Origin of the sequence: Nocardioides nematodiphilus (genome assembly GCF_020216525.1) — a bacterium.
Taxonomy (GTDB): Bacteria; Actinomycetota; Actinomycetes; order Propionibacteriales; family Nocardioidaceae; genus Nocardioides; species Nocardioides nematodiphilus.
On record NZ_JAIWOY010000013.1, the window covers coordinates 52,433 to 72,293 of the forward strand.

Below are 19,861 nucleotides of genomic sequence, written 5' to 3' on the forward strand. Positions count from 1 at the left end.
CGGGGTCTGATTCAGTGGTCCCGTGACCACGACGTACCGACTGGAGGAACCGGCCGCGCGTGTCGGCGTGCCGCCGCTCGACGAGCACCAGCGGCGCGTCGTCGAGCATCCCGGCGGGCCGCTGCTGGTGCTCGCCGGTCCCGGCACGGGCAAGACCACCACGCTCGTCGAGGCGGTCGTCGACCGGATCGAGCAGCGCGGTGCGCGCCCCGACGAGGTGCTGGCGCTGACCTTCTCCCGCAAGGCCGCTGACGAGCTGCGCGACCGGATCACCGCGCGCCTCGGCCGGACCATGAGCGGCACGCCCTGCTCGACGTTCCACTCCTTCGCCTACGGCCTGATCCGCGCCTACGCCCCCCAGGAGCTCTACGAGGCGCCGCTGCGGCTGCTGAGCGCCCCGGAGGCCGACGTCGTGCTGCGTGAGCTGCTCAGTGACCACCCCGAGTCGGTGCGCTGGCCCGAGGGTCTGCGCCACGCGCTGGGCACCCGCGGCTTCGCGCGGGAGGTGCAGGCGGTGCTCTCCCGGGCCCGTGAGAAGGGGCTCGAGGGCGAGGAGCTGCGGCTGCTCGGCGAGCGTGAGGGCATCCCGGAGTTCGCGGCCGCGGGCCTCTTCCTCGACGCCTACCTCACCAACCTCGACAGCCAGGGCGCGACCGACTACGCCGACCTGATCCGGCGGGCGACCATCGAGGCCGAGTACCACCGCGACGAGCTGCGCGCCCGCTACCGGCACATCTTCGTGGACGAGTACCAGGACACCGACCCGGGCCAGGTCGCGCTGCTGCGCGCGCTGGCCGGCGACGGCCGTGATCTGGTCGTGGTCGGCGACCCGCACCAGTCGATCTACGGCTTCCGCGGCGCGGAGGTCCGCGGGATCCTCGAGTTCCCCACCGAGTTCCCGCAGGCCGGCGGCGCGCCGGCGCCGGTGGTCGCGCTGCGCACCACCCGCCGGTTCGGTCCCCGGGTGCTGACCGCCGCCCAGCGGGTCGCCGGACGCATCGGCCTGCCCGGCACGATCGACGAGGCCGCGCGCGAGGCGTTCCTCGCCCCGCGCGCCGAGGGACCGGCCGGCAAGGTCCAGGTGATGACGTTCGACAGCGAGCGGGCCGAGGCCGAGCACCTCGCCGACCTGCTTCGCCGCGCCCACCTCGAGGGCGGCATCGGATGGGACGAGATGGCCGTCCTGGTCCGCTCCGGGCGCAACACCATCCCGCCGCTGCGCCGTGCCCTCGGTGCGCTCGGCGTCCCGGTCGAGGTCGCCGGAGACGAGGTGCCGCTGGTCCGCGACCCGGCCGTCGAGCCCCTGCTCGCGGCGCTGCGCGCAGCCCTCAACCTCACCAACGACGACCCGCTGCACGCCGACTACGTCGACCACGCCCAGGTGGAGAGCCTGCTCACCGGCCCCCTCGGAGGCCTGACCGCCCCGGATGTACGCCGCCTGGCGCGGGCGCTGCGCGCCACCGAGAAGCTGCGGGCCGCCGCGGAGGAGCGTCCCGTGCGGTCCTCGCACGAGCTGCTGCGCGACGCGCTCGTCGACCCCGGGTTCCTCGCCGGCGTCCCGGCCGGCACCGACGTGACCCGCGCCCGCGAGACCGTCGCCCTGCTCCATCGCGTCGCCGCGATGGAGTCCGACGGCGCCAGTCCCGAGGAGCTGCTCTGGGAGCTGTGGTCCTCGACGCGCTGGCCGGCCCGATTGCAGCGCTCGGTCGAGCTCGGCGGGGCGGCCGCCCGTCGCGCGCACCGCGACCTCGACGCCGTGCTCGCGCTCTTCGAGGCGGCCGCGCGGCTCGAGGCGCAGCGCGACCATGCCGGTGCCCGGGCGTTCCTCGAGCTGCTCGGTGCCCAGCAGATCCCCGCCGACACCCTCGCCGACCGGGGAGCCCGCGGGGCCGCGGTGCGGCTCCTGACCGCGCACCGCTCCAAGGGTCTCGAATGGCGCCTGGTCGTCGTCGCCCACGTGCAGGCCGAGGCCTGGCCCGACCTGCGCCGGCGCAGCAGCCTGCTCCAGCCCGACCGGATCGGCGAGCACGGCCTCACCCCGCCGCTGACCGCGCGCGAGCTGCTCGCCGAGGAGCGCCGGCTCTTCTACGTCGCGTGCACCCGCGCCCGCGAGCGGCTCATCGTCACCGCGGTCCACTCCGACGACGACGAGGGCGAGCAGCCGAGCCGCTTCCTCGACGAGCTCGGGGTCACCATCGAGCGTACGGTCGGGCGTCCCCGCCGACCGCTGTCCCTCGGCGGTCTGGTCGCCGAGCTGCGTCGCGTCGTCGCCGACCCCGAGACCGAGGAGCCACTGCGGCTCGCCGCTGCGCGCCGGCTCGCCCGGCTCGCGGCCGAGACCCGCGGCGAGCGCCCGCTGGTGCCGGCCGCCGACCCGTCCACCTGGTGGGGCACCCGGTCGAGCTCCCGGGCCGTCGCCCCGCTGCGCGACCCCGGCAAGCCGGTGCCGATCTCGCCGAGCGTGCTCGACGGCCTGCTGCAGTGCCCGGCGCAGTGGTTCCTCTCGCGTGAGGCCGGCGGGATCGCCGCCTCACGCCAGGCCGCCAACGTCGGCGAGATCGTCCATGCGCTCGCCCAGCGGGTGGCCACCGAGGATCTGCCGCCCGACGTCGAGGTGCTGATGGAGCACGTCGACGCCGTATGGGGCCGGCTCAGCTTCCGGGTGCAGTGGGCCGCCGAGCGCGAGCGGGCGCGGATCCGCTCCGCACTCGAGCGCTACGTCGCGTGGCACACCAGCAACCCGCGCCGGTTCGTCGACGTCGAGGTGCCCTTCCGTGCCGACGTGGTCCTGGCCGACGGCGAGACCGTCACCCTCACCGGCCGCGCCGACCGGCTCGAGCTCGACCACGACGGCCGGGTCGTCGTGGTCGACCTGAAGACCGGCAAGAACCCGCCCAGCGACAGGTCGGTCGAGTCCAACGCCCAGCTGGCGGTCTACCAGCTGGCCGTCGACAGCGGCGCCACCGCCGAGCTCGTGCCCGGCGCCACCAGCGGTGGCGGTGAGCTGGTCCAGCTCGGCATGCCGGATCCGGCTCTGCCGGTGAAGGTGCAGCGCCAGGAGGCCCACAACGACGCCAGTGACGTGCGGATCGAGCTGCGCAGCCAGCTGTCCGTCGCGGCCAAGCGGTTGCGCTCCGAGCAGCTCCCCGCCATCTCGGGGGAGCACTGCAAGAGGTGCGACTACATCAGCCTCTGTCCGATCAAGGGCGCCGGGGCGGTGACGGCATGAGCAGCGTGACCCGGGAGATCCGTACGCCCGAGGACCTGCAGGCCGTGATGGGGGAGAAGCACCCCGCCTCCCCGGAGCAGTGGGCCGCCATCACCGCGCCCCTCGAGCCGGTCGTGGTCATCGCCGGCGCCGGCTCCGGCAAGACCACACTCATGGCCGCGCGCGTCGTCTACCTGGTCGTCACCGGCCAGGTCCGACCCGACGAGGTCCTCGGCCTGACCTTCACCACCAAGGCGACCGCCCAGCTGCGCGCCAAGATCCGCCAGGCCCTCGACAACGCCGGTGTCCTCGTCGAGGACGAGGAGGGCGAGGTCCTCGAGCCGACGGTGGCCACGTACAACGCCTACGCCGCCGGCCTGCTCAACGACCACGGCCTGCGGATCGGGCACGAGCCCGACACCCGCGTCATCACCGACGCCGCCCGCTATCAGCTCGGGGCACGGGCCATCGACCGCCACACCGGCGAGGTCCGGCTGCTTTCCGATCACCCGCCGACGGTGATCCAGTGGCTGCTCGCCCTCGACAGCTCCCTCAACGAGCACCTGCGGGTGCCGGCCGACGTCCGCGAGCACGACGCCGACGTCCGCGCCGGGTTCGAGCGGGCGCTCGCCGAGGAGGAGGCGGGCAAGGCCCGCAAGACGTGGCTCGAGCCGGTCGCGAAGGCCCTGGACGCGATCGAGCGCCGCGAGGAGCTGCTCCAGCTCGTCGAGACCTACCGCCGGGTGAAGTCGGACCTGCGACTGATGGACTTCTCCGACCAGATCGCGCTCGCGGCGCGGCTGGCCGCCGAGCAGCCGGAGGTCGGCGCGGCGGAGCGGGAGCGCTTCAAGGTCGTCATGCTCGACGAGTACCAGGACACCTCCACCGCGCAGGCCATCATGCTGTCCCGGCTCTTCGGGGGCGGCCACGCGGTGATGGCGGTCGGCGATCCCAACCAGGCGATCTACGGCTGGCGCGGTGCCTCGGTCTCCAACATCCTGGGCTTCGCCCAGACCTTCCCCCGCCGCGACGGCGGATCGGTCGGCCTCTACCACCTCACCGTCAACCGACGCTCGGGCAGCGAGATCCTGGCGGTCGCCAACCGCCTCGCCCAGCCGCTGTACGACGCCACGCCCGGCGTCCTGCCGCTGGTCGCCGACCCGCGCAAGGGCGAGGGCCGGGTCACCGCCCGGGTCTTCGAGCGCCAGGACGACGAGCTCGCCTGGCTGGCCGAGGAGCTCAAGGCCGCCCATGCCGCTCTCGACGGCGAGGCGCCGTGGGCTCGGCTGGCGGTCCTGACCCGTGATAACGCGTCGGCCGAGCGGGTCTTCGACGTGCTGACCTCGGCCGAGATCCCGGTCGAGATCGTCGGGCTCGCGGGCCTGCTGCGTCTGCCCGAGGTCGCCGAGATCGTCGCCGTCCTGCATCTGCTCCACGACGTCACCGCCAACGCCGCGCTGCTCACTCTGCTCAACGGGCCGCGCTGGGCGATCGGGCCGCGCGACCAGAAGCTCCTCGCCGCCCGCGCCCAGGAGCTGGCCGGCGGCCGGCGCAGCGCCGAGGCCGGCTCGATCGACGAGGCGATGGTGGCGATCGCCGACGGCGTCGACCCGGCCGAGCTGCCGGCCCTCGACGACGCCCTCGCGGACCCGGGGGACCCGGAGGACTGGGCCTACTCCACCGAGGCGCGCGAGCGGTTCGGTCTACTCGCGGCCGAGCTGCGACAGCTGCGCTCCCACGCCGGGGACCCGCTGCTCGACGTGGTGCGCCGGGTCATCGACACCATCGGCACCGACGTCGAACTGGCCTCGGCGACCGGGCCGGCCGCGGCCACCCGCCGCGACAACGTCGACCTGTTCGTCAAGGCCGTGGCCGACTTCCAGGCCATCGACGGCGACGTCTCGATGGCCGCGCTGCTCTCCTACCTCACCGCCGAGGAGGAAGAGGGCAGCGGGCTCGAGCTGGCCACGCCGTCAGCCGCCGACTCGGTCAAGCTCCTGACGGTCCACCGCTCCAAGGGGCTCGAGTGGGCCGAGGTCTTCCTGGTCGGCGTGGGCGAGAGTGTCTTCCCGTCCAATCGCACCCGCCCGAGCTGGATCACCACCCCGGCGGTGCTGCCCTCGCAACTGCGGCGCGATGCCCACGACCTGCCCCACCTCCAGGGCTTCGACAAGCCCGCCATCGACGCGTACAAGGTCGCGGTCAAGGCCCACGAGGCGAGCGAGGAGCTGCGCCTGGGCTACGTCGCTTTCACGCGTGCTGAGGACCGGCTCTCGGTGACCAGCTACCTCTGGACCCCGCGCAAGACCCCGTTCGGCCCCTCGGCGTACCAGGAGAGCGTCCGGGCGCATCTCGAGGAGCGCGGCCAGGAGGTCGTCTGGCTGACCAAGCCGGACCCGAAGCAGATCCAGAACCCCTACCTCGCGGTCGACCCGTCGCGCCCCTGGCCGCCGAGTGGTCCGGCCGCCGAGGCGCAGCGCCGGATCGCGGCAGCCGCTCTGGTCGCCGCGGTCGACCCGTACGTCCTCGATGACGGGCTGGACATGCTGCAGACCGCCCGGGTGAGCGAGTGGGACGAGGAGATCGCGCGCCTCGTCGCCGAGGCCCGCGCGGAGAGTGCGGACAGCGTCCTGGTGCGCCGCCCGGACAGCCTGTCGGCCACCTCCCTGGCCCGGCTGCGCGACGAGCCCGAGGAGTTCGCCCGCGAGCTCGCTCGGCCGATGCCGCGCCAGCCGTCGGCGGCGGCCCGGTTCGGCACCCGGTTCCACGCCTGGGTCGAGGCCCGCTTCGGTCAGCAGGATCTCTTCGACGTCGACGACCTGCCCGGTCGCGGCGACGTCGGGATCGAGGACGACGCCGACCTCAAGGACGTCATCGCAGCCTTCGAGTCCGGGCCGTTCGCGACCCGGGTCCCGTACCGCGTGGAGGCGCCGTTCTCCCTAGTGCTCGCCGGCCAGGTCGTGCGCGGTCGCATCGACGCGGTCTACACCGACGCCGAGTCCGGAGAGGACGGGCGCTATCTGCTGGTCGACTGGAAGACGAGCCAGCGGGCGAGCGCGGACCCGCTCCAGCTGGCCATCTACCGGGTGGCGTGGGCGGAGCTCATGGGCGTGCCCCCGACGCACGTCAGGGCGGCGTTCTTCTACGTCCGCACCGGGCAGCTGGTCGAGCCGCCGGATCTCCCGGGTCGGGAGGAGCTCCAGCGGATCATCGCCGCTAACGTGCAGCCGTGACCTACCTGCACGAGCGGCTCAGCAGCGGACGCTACGACCGGGCGGCCGCGCACCGCGCGGACACCGCGTGGATCGAGGAGCACTGGGCCGACCCGACCTCGCGGGTGGTCGTGCTCGCCGGTACGCGCATCCGGCCGGTCGACGGGGCGATCGAGTGGATCGCTCCGGAGGACGCCCCGGCCGGTGCCCGGATGATGCTCGGTGTCCGCGACGGCATCGCGTACTTCGCGGTGGTGACCACCGAGCTGGCCGCCACCGAGGCCCATCTGCCGCTGCGCTCGCTGCTGCTCACCCTCAGCGAGGAAGACGCGCCGCTGGTGCTGCACGCGGTCGGCCTGGCCGAGTGGATGAGTGCCACCCGGTTCTGTGCTCGCTGCGGCCTGCCGCTCGACCCCGCCAAGGAGGGGCACGAGCTCGTGTGCGGCCACGGGCACACGACGTTCCCGCGCACCGACCCCGCGGTGATCATGCTGATCACCCACGGCGAGCCCGGGACGGACGAGGAGCAGTGCCTGCTCGGCAGGCAGAAGGCCTGGCCCGTCGGGCGCTTCAGCACCCTCGCCGGCTTCTGTGAGCCGGGGGAGTCCCTGGAGGACGCGGTGCGACGCGAGGTCTTCGAGGAGACCGGCGTCGTCGTCGACGAGGTGACCTACTTCGGCAACCAGCCGTGGCCGCTGCCGGCCAGCCTGATGCTCGGCTTCACCGGCCGCGCCACCAGCACCGAGATCCATTGCGACGAGGACGAGATCGAGGACGCCCGCTGGCTCACCCGCGCCGAGCTGCGCGCCGGCGCGCAGAGCGGCGACCTGGTGCTCCCGGGCGGGGTCTCGATCAGCCGCTCGTTGATCGAGTCATGGCTCGGGGAGTCCCTGCCCGGCTCCTGGTGATCCCGACGATCCGCCGGGTCGGGCCTGGTGCTCGAGCCACGGCCGTCCGCGTCGTCGACGTGAGGCGATCAGGCGGTGTGGGCCTTGTGGTGCTTGTGCTTCTTCGTGTGCTTGACCGGTGCCTTGGTGGGCGCGGTGATGGGCTTCGCCGGCGTGACGACCGACTTCGGGTCGAGCACGCTCAGGTCGTACGCGGCGATCCTCCCGCCGAGCTGCGCATCTTCGGCCTAAGGGATTATGTAGTTGAGTAAATTACCTCACTTACATCCTTAAATCGAGACGCCGGGCCGCTGACCCGAGCGCCTCATGGCTCGCCTCAGGCGAGCGAGGCGAGCTTCTCCTTGACCGCCATCAGCGACGGGTTGGTCGCGGAGGTGCCGTCGGCGAAGACCAGCGTCGGCACGGTCTGGTTGCCGTTGTTGACCGACTCGACGATCTGGGCTGCCTCAGGGACCTGCTCGATGTCCACGATCTCGTACGTGATGCCCTCACGGTCCAGCTGGCCCTTCAGTCGCTGGCAGTAGCCACACCACGGGGTCGTGTACATCGTGAACGTCTCGGCAGCCATCAGGCGGTTCTCGCTTCCAGTTCGGGGATCACGCTTCTATAAGAACCTATCCGCAGATCGAGTTGTTCCCGTCGTTCACCGAGCGTTCCACTGTGCGCCCCTGCCGGGTGGATCGACCGCTCCCTAGGTTCTTCGGTGGAACGCGGACGTCTCGGGGACGGCTGCGCGGGGCGTCCTGGAGGCAGCAGCCATGCAAGACCGCGCGATTCGGGCACGCGGCATCACCAAGAGCTTCGGCGAGGTGGTCGCACTCGACGGGGTCGATCTCGACATCCCCACGGGCACGGTGCACGGCCTGGTCGGTCCCAACGGTGCCGGGAAGACCACCCTGCTAGGCATGCTCCTCGGCCTCTCGTCACCCGATCGCGGCGAGCTCGAGATCCTGGGCTGCCCGGTGCGCCAGGATCTCGCGGTGCCCGACGGCGTCGCCGGCTTCGTCGACGGCCCCGGTCTGTATCCGGCGCTCACCGCCCGCAAGAACCTCCGAGCCGTGGCCGCCCTGCGCGGCTACCCCGCCTGGAGCGTCGAGGACGCGCTCGGCCGCGTCGGCCTGAGCGACGTCGCCGACGACGCCGTTCGGGGCTTCTCCCTCGGCATGCGTCAGCGCCTCGGTCTCGCCGCGGCCCTGCTGGGCGACCCCCGTCTGCTGGTGCTCGACGAGCCGTCCAACGGACTCGACCCGGCCGGCAAGCGACAGGTCCACGGCACGATCGCCGACCTGGCCGCGCAGGGCACCGCGGTCATCCTCTCCAGCCACCGGATGGACGACGTCGGCGCGCTGTGCAGTGAGGTCACCCTGCTCGCGACCGGCCGGGTGGTCTTCTCGGGCCCGCTCAGCAAGCTCGCCGCCGAGAGCGGCGACCTCGACTATCGGCTTCTCACCTCCGATCCGACCCACGCCCGCTCGGTCGCCTCCGCGGCTGAGGAGATCGCGCTTCTCGACGGCGCGACGGACGACGACGCGTTCGTCGTACGCGGTGCCGTTCCCGCGATGGACCGACTCGGTGCCGAGCTCGTGCGCGCCGGGATCGCGCTGCGTGAGCTCGCCCCCGTCACGCCGCCCCTCGAGGCGGCCTTCCTCGCCCTCACCGGCGACACTCCCAGCGAGACTCCCAGCGAGACTCCCAGCGACGAGGACGCCCGATGAGCGCACCCGCCCCCGCGCGGCCAACCACCTCGGGCGCCGCGCCGCTGCCCGCCTCGTTCGCCCGTACGCTGCGCTTCGAGCTGGTCAAGCTGATCGCCCAGTGGCGCATCCGGGTGATCCTGCTGTGCTGCCTGCTCGCCCCCGGCGTCTTCGTCGCGGCGACCGGCCAGCAGACCTCGCTGCCCGCGGACACGGTCTTCGGTCGCTGGATGGCGCTGAGTGGATGGGCGGGGCCACTGGTCGTGCTCGCCTTCGCCGGCGTCTGGGCGCTGCCGCTGCTGACCTCGCTCGTCGCGGGCGACGTCTTCGCGATCGAGGACCGGCTCGGCACCTGGCGGCACCTGGTCGTCACGGTCCGCTCGCCGCGCCGGATCTTCGCGGCCAAGGCACTCGCCAGTCTGATCGTCGTCCTCACCCTGATGATCGCGATCGCCCTGTCGGCGACGCTCGGCGGCCTGCTCGGCGTCGGCAGCCACCCGCTCGTGGGTCTCGACGGCCACATGTTCGGCGCGGGCGACGTCGCCGGGCGGGTCCTCCTGGCCTGGCTCGTGGTGGTCCTGCCGACGCTCGCCTACGCCGCGATCGGCCTGCTCGGCTCGGTGACCATGGGCCGCTCGCCGATCGGCCTGCTGCTCCCGGCGCTGCTCGCGCTGCTGGTGCAGGTGGTGCAGATGCTGCCGTTGCCCGCGGTCGTACGCCTCGCGCTGCCGAGCAACACCTTCCTCGCCTGGCGTGGCCTGTTCACCAGTCCCGCACAGACCGGCCCGATCGTGGTCGGGCTCGTGGTGAGCCTGGCGTGGGTGGTGCTGGCGACGGCGCTCGCGTACCGGCTCTTCGTCCGCCGCGACTTCACCGACCTGACCAACGACGGCTCGGCGCGCCGGATCGCCGTCGGCGGCCTGCTGCCGCTCGCGGCGCTCACCGCCGTCTCCGTCGCCGCGGTCGCGGTCCTCACGCCGGTCACCGGCTCCGGCATCACCCGGGCCACGCTGCAGGACTCGCTCTCCACGTCCTTCAGCCGTCTGTACGTGCTCCAGACCGCGCAGCTGCACCGACCCGCCGTGACCGAGGCCGCGATGCAGACCGCGTCGACGTGCACCAAGGGGGGCCTCGCCGCCACCAGCACCACCAGCACCACCAGCGCCGCCGACGCCGCGGACCCGACCCAGACCGGCCCCGGCAACGACTGGCGCTGCATCGTCTCCTGGCACACCCCCGGCACGACCTTCGTCGGCCAGGCCACCTTCCAGCTCGACGTCACCCCGGACGGCCGTTACGTCGCCGACGGCGACGGGCCCAAGGAGGTCAACGGATCGTTCCCGATCCACACCGCCCAGGGGGACGCGCCGAACCCGCTCTGGCAGTTCGACGGCCTCGTCGACCTGCTCGCTCCTCACCGGTAGAACTCGCCTGAGGCGGGCCGTGACCGGGGCCCATCGGCCCCGGTCACGGCCCGTCGCCGTTCCTGCCCGTCGTTCACCGATCGTTCGGCCTCTCGCCCCTGCCCCGTCCACCCGCGCCTCAATACGTTCCTCGCGGGCGTCTCGGCCGACGGAGCCGTGACGCCGCTCTTCGGGCAAGGCAGGAAAGGGACACGTCTATGAACGTCACTCGTCGGCGACTCGTCGACACCAAGAGGATGCGCCTGGTCGCGGGCGCGGGCTGCGCACTCGTGCTCATGACCGGCGGGATCGCCGCCGCATCGACCGTCGGCTTCGGCGACAACCAGGTCGGCGACACCGACGCCGCAGGCAACCTCCAGGTCTCCGACGACCAGGTGATCAAGCCGATCGGCGATCGCCTCATGACCCCGTTCGGCAAGATCATGGGCTCGACGCTCAGCCCCAACGGCAGGGTCCTCGCCACCACCAGCACCGACCGTACGGTCGACGTGCAGATGTTCGACCTGGACGGCTACCGCCTCTCGTCCGCCGCAGGCACCTCGAGCATCGCGGCCACGAACGCCACCGCCGTGGCCGCCGGGTTCACCACGGACCACCAGACCGCGAGCTTCACCTACATCAACACCGCCAAGGGCCAGGTCGCCTCGCCGGCCAACGCCGCGGCGGCCTGCAAGCCGGGCGGCACCGCCCTGGACGGCACCATCGGCCAGGGCAACCCGACGTTCTCGCCCGACGGCAGGAGGCTCTACGTCCCGGTCTCGTGCGGCTTCGACGTCTACTCGGTCGACGCGCACGGCGTCCTGAGCGCGCCCACGGTGCTCTTCCTGCCGGCGATGACCGCCGCGCACCCGATCATCACCGGCACCGCCAACCCGTTCAGCACGACCCGCATCCAGTACCCGCTCACCGCGGGCTCGGTGTTCAACCCGGACGGGACCAAGCTCTACGCCGCGCTCAACGGGCAGGACGCGGTCGACGAGATCGACGTCGCGACGGGCACGGTCACCCACCAGTGGAAGGTCGGTGTCGCGCCACGCCAGCTCGCCTTCGTCGGCGGGAAGCTCTACGTGACCAACGAGGGCGGCGTGGCCGACGAGAAGGGCCAGCAGTCGTACGCCATCAGGGTGAAGTCCGACCCGGTCACCGGGGCGACCACCACCGGCACGGTCTCGGTCATCGACCCGGCCGACCCGGCGGCCGTGGCCGACACGATCCCGGTCGGCCTCCACCCGACCGCGCTCTACGTCCACGGCACGACGCTCTACGTCGCCAACACCAACGACGACACCGTCTCGGTCATCGACACCGCGGCGGGCACGGTCGTGCAGACGATCAGCACCCGGCCGTGGGACGGCTCGGCGGTCGGCTACCAGCCGGACGGGCTCGACGTCGTCGACGGGCACCTGCTCGTCTCGCTCGGTCGCGCCAACGCCATCGAGGTCTTCGGTCTCGGCAGCACCGCACAGGACCCGGTCCGCCAGATCGGACTCGTCCCGACCGACTACTACCCCTCGGGCGTCTTCACCGGCGCCGACGGGAAGATCGTCGTCGCCAACCGTCGCGGCATCGACGCCCGCGGTGCGTACGTGACGTCCAACCAGGGTCTCAACACGACCCCGGCGACCAGCCACGGCACGCACTCGACGACCGCCTCGCTGACCCGCTTCGCCTGGCCGAGCGACGCCGCCATCCGCGCGGCGAGCGGCACGGTCTTCGCGCAGAACGGCTGGGGCCCCGACCCGGTCGGCTCGATCGGCTCGTCGTCGAACCCGGTGCCCCACAAGATCGGCGCCCGGTCCTCGAGGATCAAGCACGTCTTCCTCATCGTCAAGGAGAACCGCACCTACGACCAGCTCTTCGGTGACATGGCGCAGGGCAACGGCGACCCGACCCTGACCCAGTTCGGCGAGCGGGTCACCCCGAACCAGCACGCGCTGGCCACCCAGTTCGGCCTGTACGACAACACGTACGACATCGGCACGAACTCCTCCGAGGGCCACAACTGGCTGATGATGGGCGACAACCCGGAGTACAACGAGTCCGAGGCGGGGGAGTACACCCGCTCGTACGACAGCGAGGAGGACGTCCTCGGCCACCAGCGCTCGGGCTTCCTGTGGACCGCGGTCCAGGCGGCCGGCAACACGGCGCGCAACTACGGCGAGTTCGAGTACGGCGAGGGCAAGCCGGGCAAGGCCACGGTGGCGGACTCGCCGACGTGGCAGCAGTTCTACTGCGCCACCAGGGCCGCCGATGCCGGCGACGCCTCCCAGCTCTTCGCCGGTGACCTGGCCGGTGCGAGCTACGGCTCGCCGATCCCGTCCCTGAACGCCATCAGCAACCCGGCCTCTCCGTCGTACGACCTGTCCATCCCGGACATCTACCGCGAGGCCGTCTGGGAGCAGGACTTCCAGCACCAGCTCGGCGCCAGGGGCGCCGAGAAGGGCGTGCCGAACTTCAACATGATCTGGTTCTCCGACGACCACACCGGGTCGCAGGCCGCTCCGGAGGCCCAGGTGGCCGACAACGACCTCGCCGTGGGCCGGATGGTCGAGAGGATCTCGCACTCGCCGATCTGGAAGAGCTCGGCGATCTTCGTGGCCGAGGACGACAGCCAGGCCGGTGTCGACCACGTCGACGGCCACCGCGCTCCCATCCAGATCATCAGCCCCTGGGCACAGCACGGCAAGACGGTCTCGACCTACTACTCGCAGATCAACATGGTTCGCACGATCGAGCAGATCCTCGGTGCGACGCCGCTCAACGAGAAGGTCGCCGCGGCGACGCCGATGTACCGGGCCTTCACCGGCAGGCCGGACTTCGCGCCGTTCAGGGCCGTCACGAACAAGGTGCCGCTCACCGAGGGCCTCGCGGGTGGAGCGCCGGCCTGTGGTGAGGACACGCTCGGCCGGACGGGTGCCGCCGCCGACCGCATCTCGGCCGCCGCGGCCGAGGCGGTGTCGGTCCCGGTCAAGCAGCAGGACGTCGCCACCGCCTGGGACGCGTGGGCCACGCAGCAGCACTTCTCGGGGGCCGGCGCCGTCGCCGACTACGCCAACCCCGAGCTGATGAACCGCTACACCTGGTACCGCGCGCACCACTGGCGCGCCGCCTACCCGGGCGACAGCAAGATCCTCGCGCCGAGCGAGGTCCCGGGCGCGTACGTGCCGAACGCCGAGACCGACTAGGTCACCATCACCGACGGTCCTGGCAGTCGCGACAGCGGCGCTGCCAGGACTGTCGGTGGCCACGCATAGGGTTGCCCCGTGTCCGATCCGCAGAGCCTCCTCGATGCCCTCGACCCGGAGCAGCGCCAGGTCGCCGAGGCGCTGCGCGGACCCGTTCGGGTGCTCGCCGGTGCGGGGACCGGCAAGACCCGCGCGATCACCCACCGGATCGCGTACGGCGTGGCGACCGGCGTTTACGCGCCGTCGGAGATCCTCGCCGTCACCTTCACCACCCGCGCGGCGGGGGAGATGCGCCAGCGGCTGCGCACGATGGGCGCCGGCAGCGTCCAGGCGCGCACGTTCCACTCCGCCGCGCTGCGCCAGCTGCGCTACTTCTGGCCGCACGTGCACGGCACCGAGCTGCCGCAGCTGATCGAGTCCAAGATCGGCCTCCTGGCCAGCGCCGCTCGGCGCAACCGGGTGCAGACCGACCAGGCGCTGCTGCGCGACCTCGCCTCCGAGGTGGAGTGGGCCAAGGTCAGCAACGTCCACCCCGACGACTATGCCGCCATCGCCCCCCGCCGGGGCCGCGAGGTGACCAACCTCGACCCGTCCTCGGTCGGGCGCGTCTTCGGCAGCTACGAGGAGGTCAAGCGCGAGCAGGGCCGGATGGACATGGAGGACGTCCTCCTGCTGACCGCCGGCATGCTCGCCGAGGACGAGCGGGTCGCGGCCCAGGTCCGCCGCCAGTACAAGTGGTTCGTGGTGGACGAGTTCCAGGACGTCTCGCCGCTGCAGTCCTCGCTGCTCGACCTGTGGCTCGGCGGGCGCAACGAGATCTGCGTCGTCGGTGATCCGGCCCAGACCATCTACTCCTTCGCCGGCGCCGACGCCCGCTACCTGCGTGACTTCGCCAAGCGCTTCCCCGACACCACCTCGGTCGAGCTGGTGCGCAACTACCGCTCCACGCCGCAGGTCGTCGACGTCGCCAACACCCTCCTCAAGGGCTCGCCCAGCCAGGGCGTCGAGCTGCGTGCCCAGCGCCCGGCCGGCCCCGCGATCACCTACGCCGCCCGGTCCGACGAGGTCGCGGAGGCCGACGCGGTCGCCGCCGAGATCCAGCGGCTGCACGCCGCCGGGCGGCCCTGGTCGCAGATCGCGATCCTGTTCCGGATCAACGCGCAGTCGGAGACCTTCGAGGAGGCACTGACCGCGCGCAACATCCCGTACGTCATCCGGGGCGCCGCCCGCTTCTTCGACCGCCCCGAGGTCCGCGAGGCCGTCACCCGACTCAGAGGAGCCGCCCGCTCGGGTGAGGGCGAGGACCTGCTGGAGACGGTCCACGGCACCCTGGCCGGCATGGGCTGGACCCAACAGCCGCCGGAGGCCCGTGGCCAGACCCGCGATCGGTGGGAGTCCTGGCAGGCGCTGGTCGACCAGGCCCACGAGTTCGCCGAGGCCGGCGGCACGCTCGGCGCGTTCGTCGACGACCTCGACCGCCGCGCCGCCGAGCAGCACGCCCCGGTCGCCGAGGGCGTGACGCTGGCCAGCTTCCACGCCTCCAAGGGCCTCGAGTGGGACTCGGTCTTCCTGATCGGGCTCCAGGAGGGCACGCTGCCGATCACGTACGCCCTCGACTCGCCGACCGCGGTCGAGGAGGAGCGCCGGCTGCTCTACGTGGGTGTCACCCGTGCGCGGATCGACCTGCAGGTGAGCTGGTCACTGGCGCGCCAGCCCGGCGGGCGCGGCTCCCGCAAGCCGTCCCGATTCCTCGATCCGCTGCTGCCGGCCTCTGCGCGACCCGATCCGCAGCAGTCGGCCAACCGGCGCGCCCGGATGTGCAAGACCTGCGGTCGGCCCCTCGGCACGGCGGGGGAGAAGAGCCGCGGCCGGCACGAGGACTGCCCCGCGGCCTACGACGAGGCGCTCTTCGAGCGACTGCGGGAGTGGCGCCGGGAGGCGGCCGGCAACAAGCCTGCCTTCACCGTCTTCACCGACGCCACGCTCGAGGCGATCGCCGAGTCCAAGCCGGCCACCATCTCCGACCTGTTGCGGATCAGCGGCGTGGGTCGGGCCAAGCTCGACGCGTACGGCGAGGACGTCATCGCCCTGATCGCATCGGCGTCGTGACGACATTGGCCGGAAATCGGTGGAAATCGTACGGTTAATCGTTTGCGGCCACGTAAAGAAGCGGGATACCGTTCCCGTGTCCACCCACCCGCGACGCACCCGAAGGAGGCGAATTCGATGACGAAGTTCACGCTCTGCAACCCGGCCTCGACGCCGGCCTTCGCCATGCCGTTCGCCGGTCGCGCCTCCCTCGACATCCACGTCTGGTCCGACGTGGCGGCCCAGGGCAAGCGCACGGCCAAGGGTTCCCGATCCTGGAGATCTACCGACTGTTGACAGACAGCCGAGCTGAGCTCCAGGCCGCGGAACCCGACACCGGGATCCGCGGCCTTTCTGTTTCTCCTGCCCACACCCAAGACCCCCGAGAGGAGGTAAACACATGACTGCCGTACTCGAGACCTCGCTGGGCGATCTGCACGACCAGGCCGAGCAGGTCGACGACGAACTGATGCCCTGCCGGGTGAACAACCCCGAGCTGTGGTTCGCCGAGTCGCCTGCCGACGTCGAGTTCGCGAAGGCGCTGTGCCAGGCGTGCCCGGTCCAGACCCTCTGTCTGGCCGGCGCCCTCAGCCGGCGCGAGCCGTGGGGCGTGTGGGGAGGCGAGCTCTTCCTGCAAGGCGCCGTGATCCCGCGCAAGCGTCCGCGTGGCCGCCCCCGCAAGCACCCCGTCGCCGCCTGATCCATCCCAGCCCACCCGATCATCACCCAGACCTCGAAGGACATGACATGAACACCGACATCGATCTGCTCGCTCCGCATCTACTGCACGAAGAGCTCTCCCGTGCTCAACAGTCCGGGCGCCTGGGAGAGGCGCACCGAGAGTACGTTCGGGTCAACCGCGCCCAGGCGCTGGGCTACCAGCTGCGTCTGGCGATGGTCCGCCTGATCTGCTGAGGGAGGGAGCCGGTCAGCCCGCGAGCGCATCCCAGGCGCACCCGCAGAGCGGGTGCCGCAGCCAGCGCCGCTCGCTGACCGGCTCCTCACCCGGACTCTCCACCAGCCGTACGGTCGTCGACCAGGTGGAGGGCCGATCGCCGCGCGCATACGCCGTCAGGTCGCGGGCGATCCAGCCGAGCGCCAGCGCGTCCAGCGCGGCGCTCGACGGCGCGTGCGCGGCGGCGCGTGCCACCTGATCGACGATCACCGCATGCCGGGGGTCGTGATCGGCGCGAGCCGCGTCGATGCAGCGCAGGCACGCGGTCTCCCCAGGGGCCACGAACGGTCCCACGTCCCAGCCCCAGGGCGTCACCACGGCCGCGAGGTGCGCGATCCCGTCCCGGACCAACGGGTCGGCCAGCTCGCGATGGAGGGCGCCGTAGGCGAGCAGGAGCCGTACGTCCGCGCGCTCGGTGAGCCTCACGCCCGCAGCGCGCAGGAGAGGAGCGGCGGAGTCGACGAGCCGCCGCGGGCCGATCGGGACGACGGCGACGGTGACGGCCCGGTCCTGTTCGTCGGGCTCCAGAAGATCGGCGGCCCGCAGCCGGTCCACGGCGTGCACGACGCGAGGACTCGAGCTCCTGATCGACCGCTCGTGCTGCAGGGCGTCCACCAGGACGCGGATCTCGGGGAGGTCGGGCAGGACCACCCGGTGTGGCGGCTCGAGGCCGACCTGCAGATGGTGGTCGTCGCGACGTACGACCACCACACCGGGACGCAGGCGCAGGATCGGCGGGTGACTCACTGCGCCACTGTCACACGGATCGCTGGAACGCGTCGTCCGTCATCCACAGACCCGGAAATGCCACGTGGCCCCGACCGACCAAGAGGTCGATCGGGGCCACGTGTGAAACCTCGAAGCTCAGGCCTTGCCGAGAATCCGGTTGAGGTTGGTGCCACACACGGGGCAGACGGCCTTGGCCATCTTGGTCCCCTTGTCGTTCACCTTGATCTCACCGGTCGCCTCGCGCTTCTCCTTGCACTTGACGCAGTAGAACTCGCCGCTCCAGCTCTCCGCCATGACGGCCTCCTCAATGTCTGTGTTCTTGTGGTCGTCGCGGCGGGGTCATCGTTGGGGAAGCCCGCCGGGAGCTGCGGCCTGTGCCGCAGTCGAATCGACCCTACGGCACACCTGGCCCCGTTGCGCAACAGGGCCGCCCAGCGTGTTGTCGGCGTGTCGCGAGCGTGGCGACCTCGGCAGGCATGGCGGTGGCCGCGTGCGGGCACAGCGAGACCCCCGGTGCCTGGATCGTCCTTCGCCTTCCCCTTGCCAAGGACGTCCGGCGGCGCCGGGGGTCTCGTCTTCCCCCGAACCTAGGGATCGGGACCACGACCGGTCAACGCTCGTACCGCACAGCCTGTGGACGAAGCTGTGGACGACCTGGTGAAAACTCCCCGTTACCCGTGGATGACCGACCCCTGGACGTGGAGAGACAGTGTGGAATGCTGGAGGCGTCGGGTGTGTAAAGCCGTGCTGACCTGCGTCGACGGCTCTCCACTGGCTGTGGACAGGAAAAAATGTGACGAGGAGCGGCGTGTCGGAGCATGAGTACGGTGCCGGGCCGGTTGCGGCGCTGCGCCGGATCGCCTTCCTGTTGGAGCGCGGGCGTGCCGACACCTACAAGGTGAAGGCCTATCGCGCAGCTGCGGCGGCGATCCTTCCGCTCTCGGAGGACGAGCTCCGGGAGCGGGTGACGCAGAAGACCCTCACCGACCTTCCGGGCGTCGGAGCCAGCACGGCGAGCGTCATCGCCGACGCGCTCGCCGGCGTCCTTCCGGACCGGCTGGCGAAGGCCGAGGCCGAGCACGGGGGACCGCTCACCTCCGGCGGCACCGAGCTGCGGGGGCTTCTGAGGGGCGACCTGCACTCCCACTCCGACTGGTCCGACGGCGGCTCGCCCATCGAGGAGATGGTCTTCACCGCGATGGAGCTGGGCCACGAGTACCTGGTGCTCACCGACCACAGCCCGCGCCTCACGGTCGCCCACGGCCTGTCGGTCGAGCGGCTCACCAAGCAGCTGGCCGTGATCGAGGCGATCAACGGCCACGTCGGCGCGGCGAGCGGCTTCACCTTGCTCAAGGGCATCGAGGTCGACATCCTCGACGACGGCAGCCTGGACCAGACCGACGCCATGCTGGCGCGGCTCGATCTACGCGTCGCGAGCGTGCACTCCAAGCTCGCGATGGAGCGGGCGGCGATGACCAGGCGAATGGTCACGGCCGTCTCCACGACCCGGATGAACGTGCTCGGCCACTGCACCGGGCGCCTGGTCACCGGCAGCCGCGGCACCCGCCCCGGCTCGACCTTCGATGCGCTCGCCGTCTTCGAGGCCTGTGCGGAGCACGGCGTCGCCGTCGAGATCAACTCCCGTCCCGAACGACGCGACCCGCCGTCGAAGCTCATCGAGCTCGCCCGCGACATCGGCTGCCTCTTCTCGATCGACTCCGACGCCCACGCGCCCGGCCAGCTCGACTTCCTCGTCCTGGGCTGCGAGCGCGCCGAGGCGGCGGGCATCGAGCCGGACCGGATCGTCAACACGTGGACACGAGAGCGGCTGTTGACCTGGGCCAACAGGTAGTTTTCCGTTCATGGACACCTCCGCTGCCGCCCGGCCGGAGGTGGAGGTACGCCGCAGCACGCGCCGCCGCCGCACGGTCTCGGCGTACCGGGACGGCGACCGGATCGTGGTCCTGATCCCGGCCTCGATGTCCCGCAGCCAGGAGGCTGAGTGGGTCGAGACGATGATCGCGCGGGTCGAGCGCTCCGAGCAGCGCCGCAATCCCTCGGACGCCGATCTGCTGAAGCGGGCCCAGGGGCTGTCCGACCTCTACTTCGGCGGGCTGGCGGCGCCCGAGTCGGTGCGCTGGGTGGCCAACCAGAAGAGTCGGTGGGGCTCCTGCACGCCGACCGACCGGAGCATCCGGCTCTCTCAGCGGCTCCAGGGGATGCCGCCGTGGGTGCTCGACTACGTCCTCGTCCACGAGCTCGCCCACCTCATCGAGCCGCACCACAACGAGCGGTTCTGGGGCTGGGTCGACCGCTATCCGCAGGCCGAGCGCGCCAAGGGCTATCTCGCCGGCTGGGCGGCCGGCACCAACACCGACGCCCCGCACAGCCTCGACTAGCTGTGATGTCCAGTCAGGTTGTTCAAGCGGCTGATGGGTGGGAGGCCTCCGGCTGCTGA

The 19,861-nt window shown here is 71.7% G+C and carries 15 protein-coding genes; 12 read left to right on the forward strand and 3 right to left on the reverse strand.

The features are described 5' to 3' along the window. Window positions 1–22: 22 nt before the first annotated feature. The 3 genes from KSO98_RS16995 to nudC are packed head-to-tail and all read left to right on the forward strand — an operon-like array spanning window position 23 to window position 7,328. Entirely contained in the window at window positions 23–3,229 is a 3,207-nt protein-coding gene (locus KSO98_RS16995; RefSeq protein ID WP_225286912.1) for an ATP-dependent helicase, read from the forward strand. Further along, window positions 3,226–6,441, forward strand: coding sequence for an ATP-dependent helicase (locus KSO98_RS17000; protein ID WP_225286914.1), 3,216 nt, complete (start codon window positions 3,226–3,228; stop codon window positions 6,439–6,441). Before KSO98_RS16995 ends, KSO98_RS17000 begins: the two co-directional genes overlap by 4 nt. Beyond that, window positions 6,438–7,328, forward strand: a complete 891-nt coding sequence (gene nudC / locus KSO98_RS17005; RefSeq protein ID WP_225286915.1) for an NAD(+) diphosphatase — start codon at window positions 6,438–6,440, stop codon at window positions 7,326–7,328. The genes KSO98_RS17000 and nudC overlap by 4 nt, the downstream gene beginning before the upstream one ends. A 316-nt stretch (window positions 7,329–7,644) precedes the next feature. Here the strand turns inward: nudC and KSO98_RS17010 are convergent, their stop codons facing one another. Then, window positions 7,645–7,896 (reverse strand): mycoredoxin, encoded by a 252-nt coding sequence (locus KSO98_RS17010; RefSeq protein WP_225286917.1) that lies wholly within the window; start codon window positions 7,894–7,896, stop codon window positions 7,645–7,647. 190 nt (window positions 7,897–8,086) lie between these two features. Here KSO98_RS17010 and KSO98_RS17015 point away from each other — a divergent pair, with 190 nt between their 5' ends. From KSO98_RS17015 to KSO98_RS17045, 7 genes are all read left to right on the forward strand, one after another. After that, a complete protein-coding gene (locus KSO98_RS17015; RefSeq protein ID WP_225286918.1) occupies window positions 8,087–9,043 on the forward strand; it encodes an ABC transporter ATP-binding protein in 957 nt (318 codons plus the stop codon). Further along, on the forward strand, window positions 9,040–10,446 hold the full coding sequence (locus tag KSO98_RS17020; protein ID WP_225286919.1) for an ABC transporter permease: 1,407 nt from the start codon (window positions 9,040–9,042) through the stop codon (window positions 10,444–10,446). The genes KSO98_RS17015 and KSO98_RS17020 overlap by 4 nt, the downstream gene beginning before the upstream one ends. A gap of 197 nt (window positions 10,447–10,643) precedes the next feature. Continuing rightward, window positions 10,644–13,631, forward strand: a complete 2,988-nt coding sequence (locus KSO98_RS17025; RefSeq protein ID WP_225286920.1) for a bifunctional YncE family protein/alkaline phosphatase family protein — start codon at window positions 10,644–10,646, stop codon at window positions 13,629–13,631. A 78-nt stretch (window positions 13,632–13,709) separates the two neighbouring features. Further along, the gene (locus KSO98_RS17030) at window positions 13,710–15,740 is read left to right on the forward strand and encodes an ATP-dependent helicase (protein ID WP_225286921.1); all 2,031 of its coding nucleotides are present in this window, start codon (window positions 13,710–13,712) and stop codon (window positions 15,738–15,740) included. Window positions 15,741–15,857: 117 nt separating this feature from the next. Further along, the gene (locus KSO98_RS17035; RefSeq protein WP_225286922.1) at window positions 15,858–16,016 is read left to right on the forward strand and encodes a hypothetical protein; all 159 of its coding nucleotides are present in this window, start codon (window positions 15,858–15,860) and stop codon (window positions 16,014–16,016) included. Between the two features lie 103 nt (window positions 16,017–16,119). Continuing rightward, window positions 16,120–16,419, forward strand: coding sequence for a WhiB family transcriptional regulator (locus KSO98_RS17040; RefSeq protein ID WP_372457802.1), 300 nt, complete (start codon window positions 16,120–16,122; stop codon window positions 16,417–16,419). 47 nt (window positions 16,420–16,466) lie between these two features. Continuing rightward, on the forward strand, window positions 16,467–16,634 hold the full coding sequence (locus KSO98_RS17045) for a hypothetical protein (protein WP_225286923.1): 168 nt from the start codon (window positions 16,467–16,469) through the stop codon (window positions 16,632–16,634). 13 nt (window positions 16,635–16,647) lie between these two features. Here the strand turns inward: KSO98_RS17045 and KSO98_RS17050 are convergent, their stop codons facing one another. After that, the gene (locus KSO98_RS17050) at window positions 16,648–17,421 is read right to left on the reverse strand and encodes a hypothetical protein (protein WP_225286924.1); all 774 of its coding nucleotides are present in this window, start codon (window positions 17,419–17,421) and stop codon (window positions 16,648–16,650) included. Window positions 17,422–17,538: 117 nt separating this feature from the next. Next, on the reverse strand, window positions 17,539–17,697 hold the full coding sequence (locus tag KSO98_RS17055; RefSeq protein WP_017934894.1) for a DUF5679 domain-containing protein: 159 nt from the start codon (window positions 17,695–17,697) through the stop codon (window positions 17,539–17,541). Window positions 17,698–18,211: 514 nt separating this feature from the next. Here KSO98_RS17055 and KSO98_RS17060 point away from each other — a divergent pair. Then, the gene (locus tag KSO98_RS17060; protein WP_225286926.1) at window positions 18,212–19,255 is read left to right on the forward strand and encodes a PHP domain-containing protein; all 1,044 of its coding nucleotides are present in this window, start codon (window positions 18,212–18,214) and stop codon (window positions 19,253–19,255) included. Between the two features lie 10 nt (window positions 19,256–19,265). Beyond that, the gene (locus tag KSO98_RS17065; protein ID WP_225286928.1) at window positions 19,266–19,802 is read left to right on the forward strand and encodes a M48 metallopeptidase family protein; all 537 of its coding nucleotides are present in this window, start codon (window positions 19,266–19,268) and stop codon (window positions 19,800–19,802) included. Window positions 19,803–19,861: the final 59 nt, after the last annotated feature.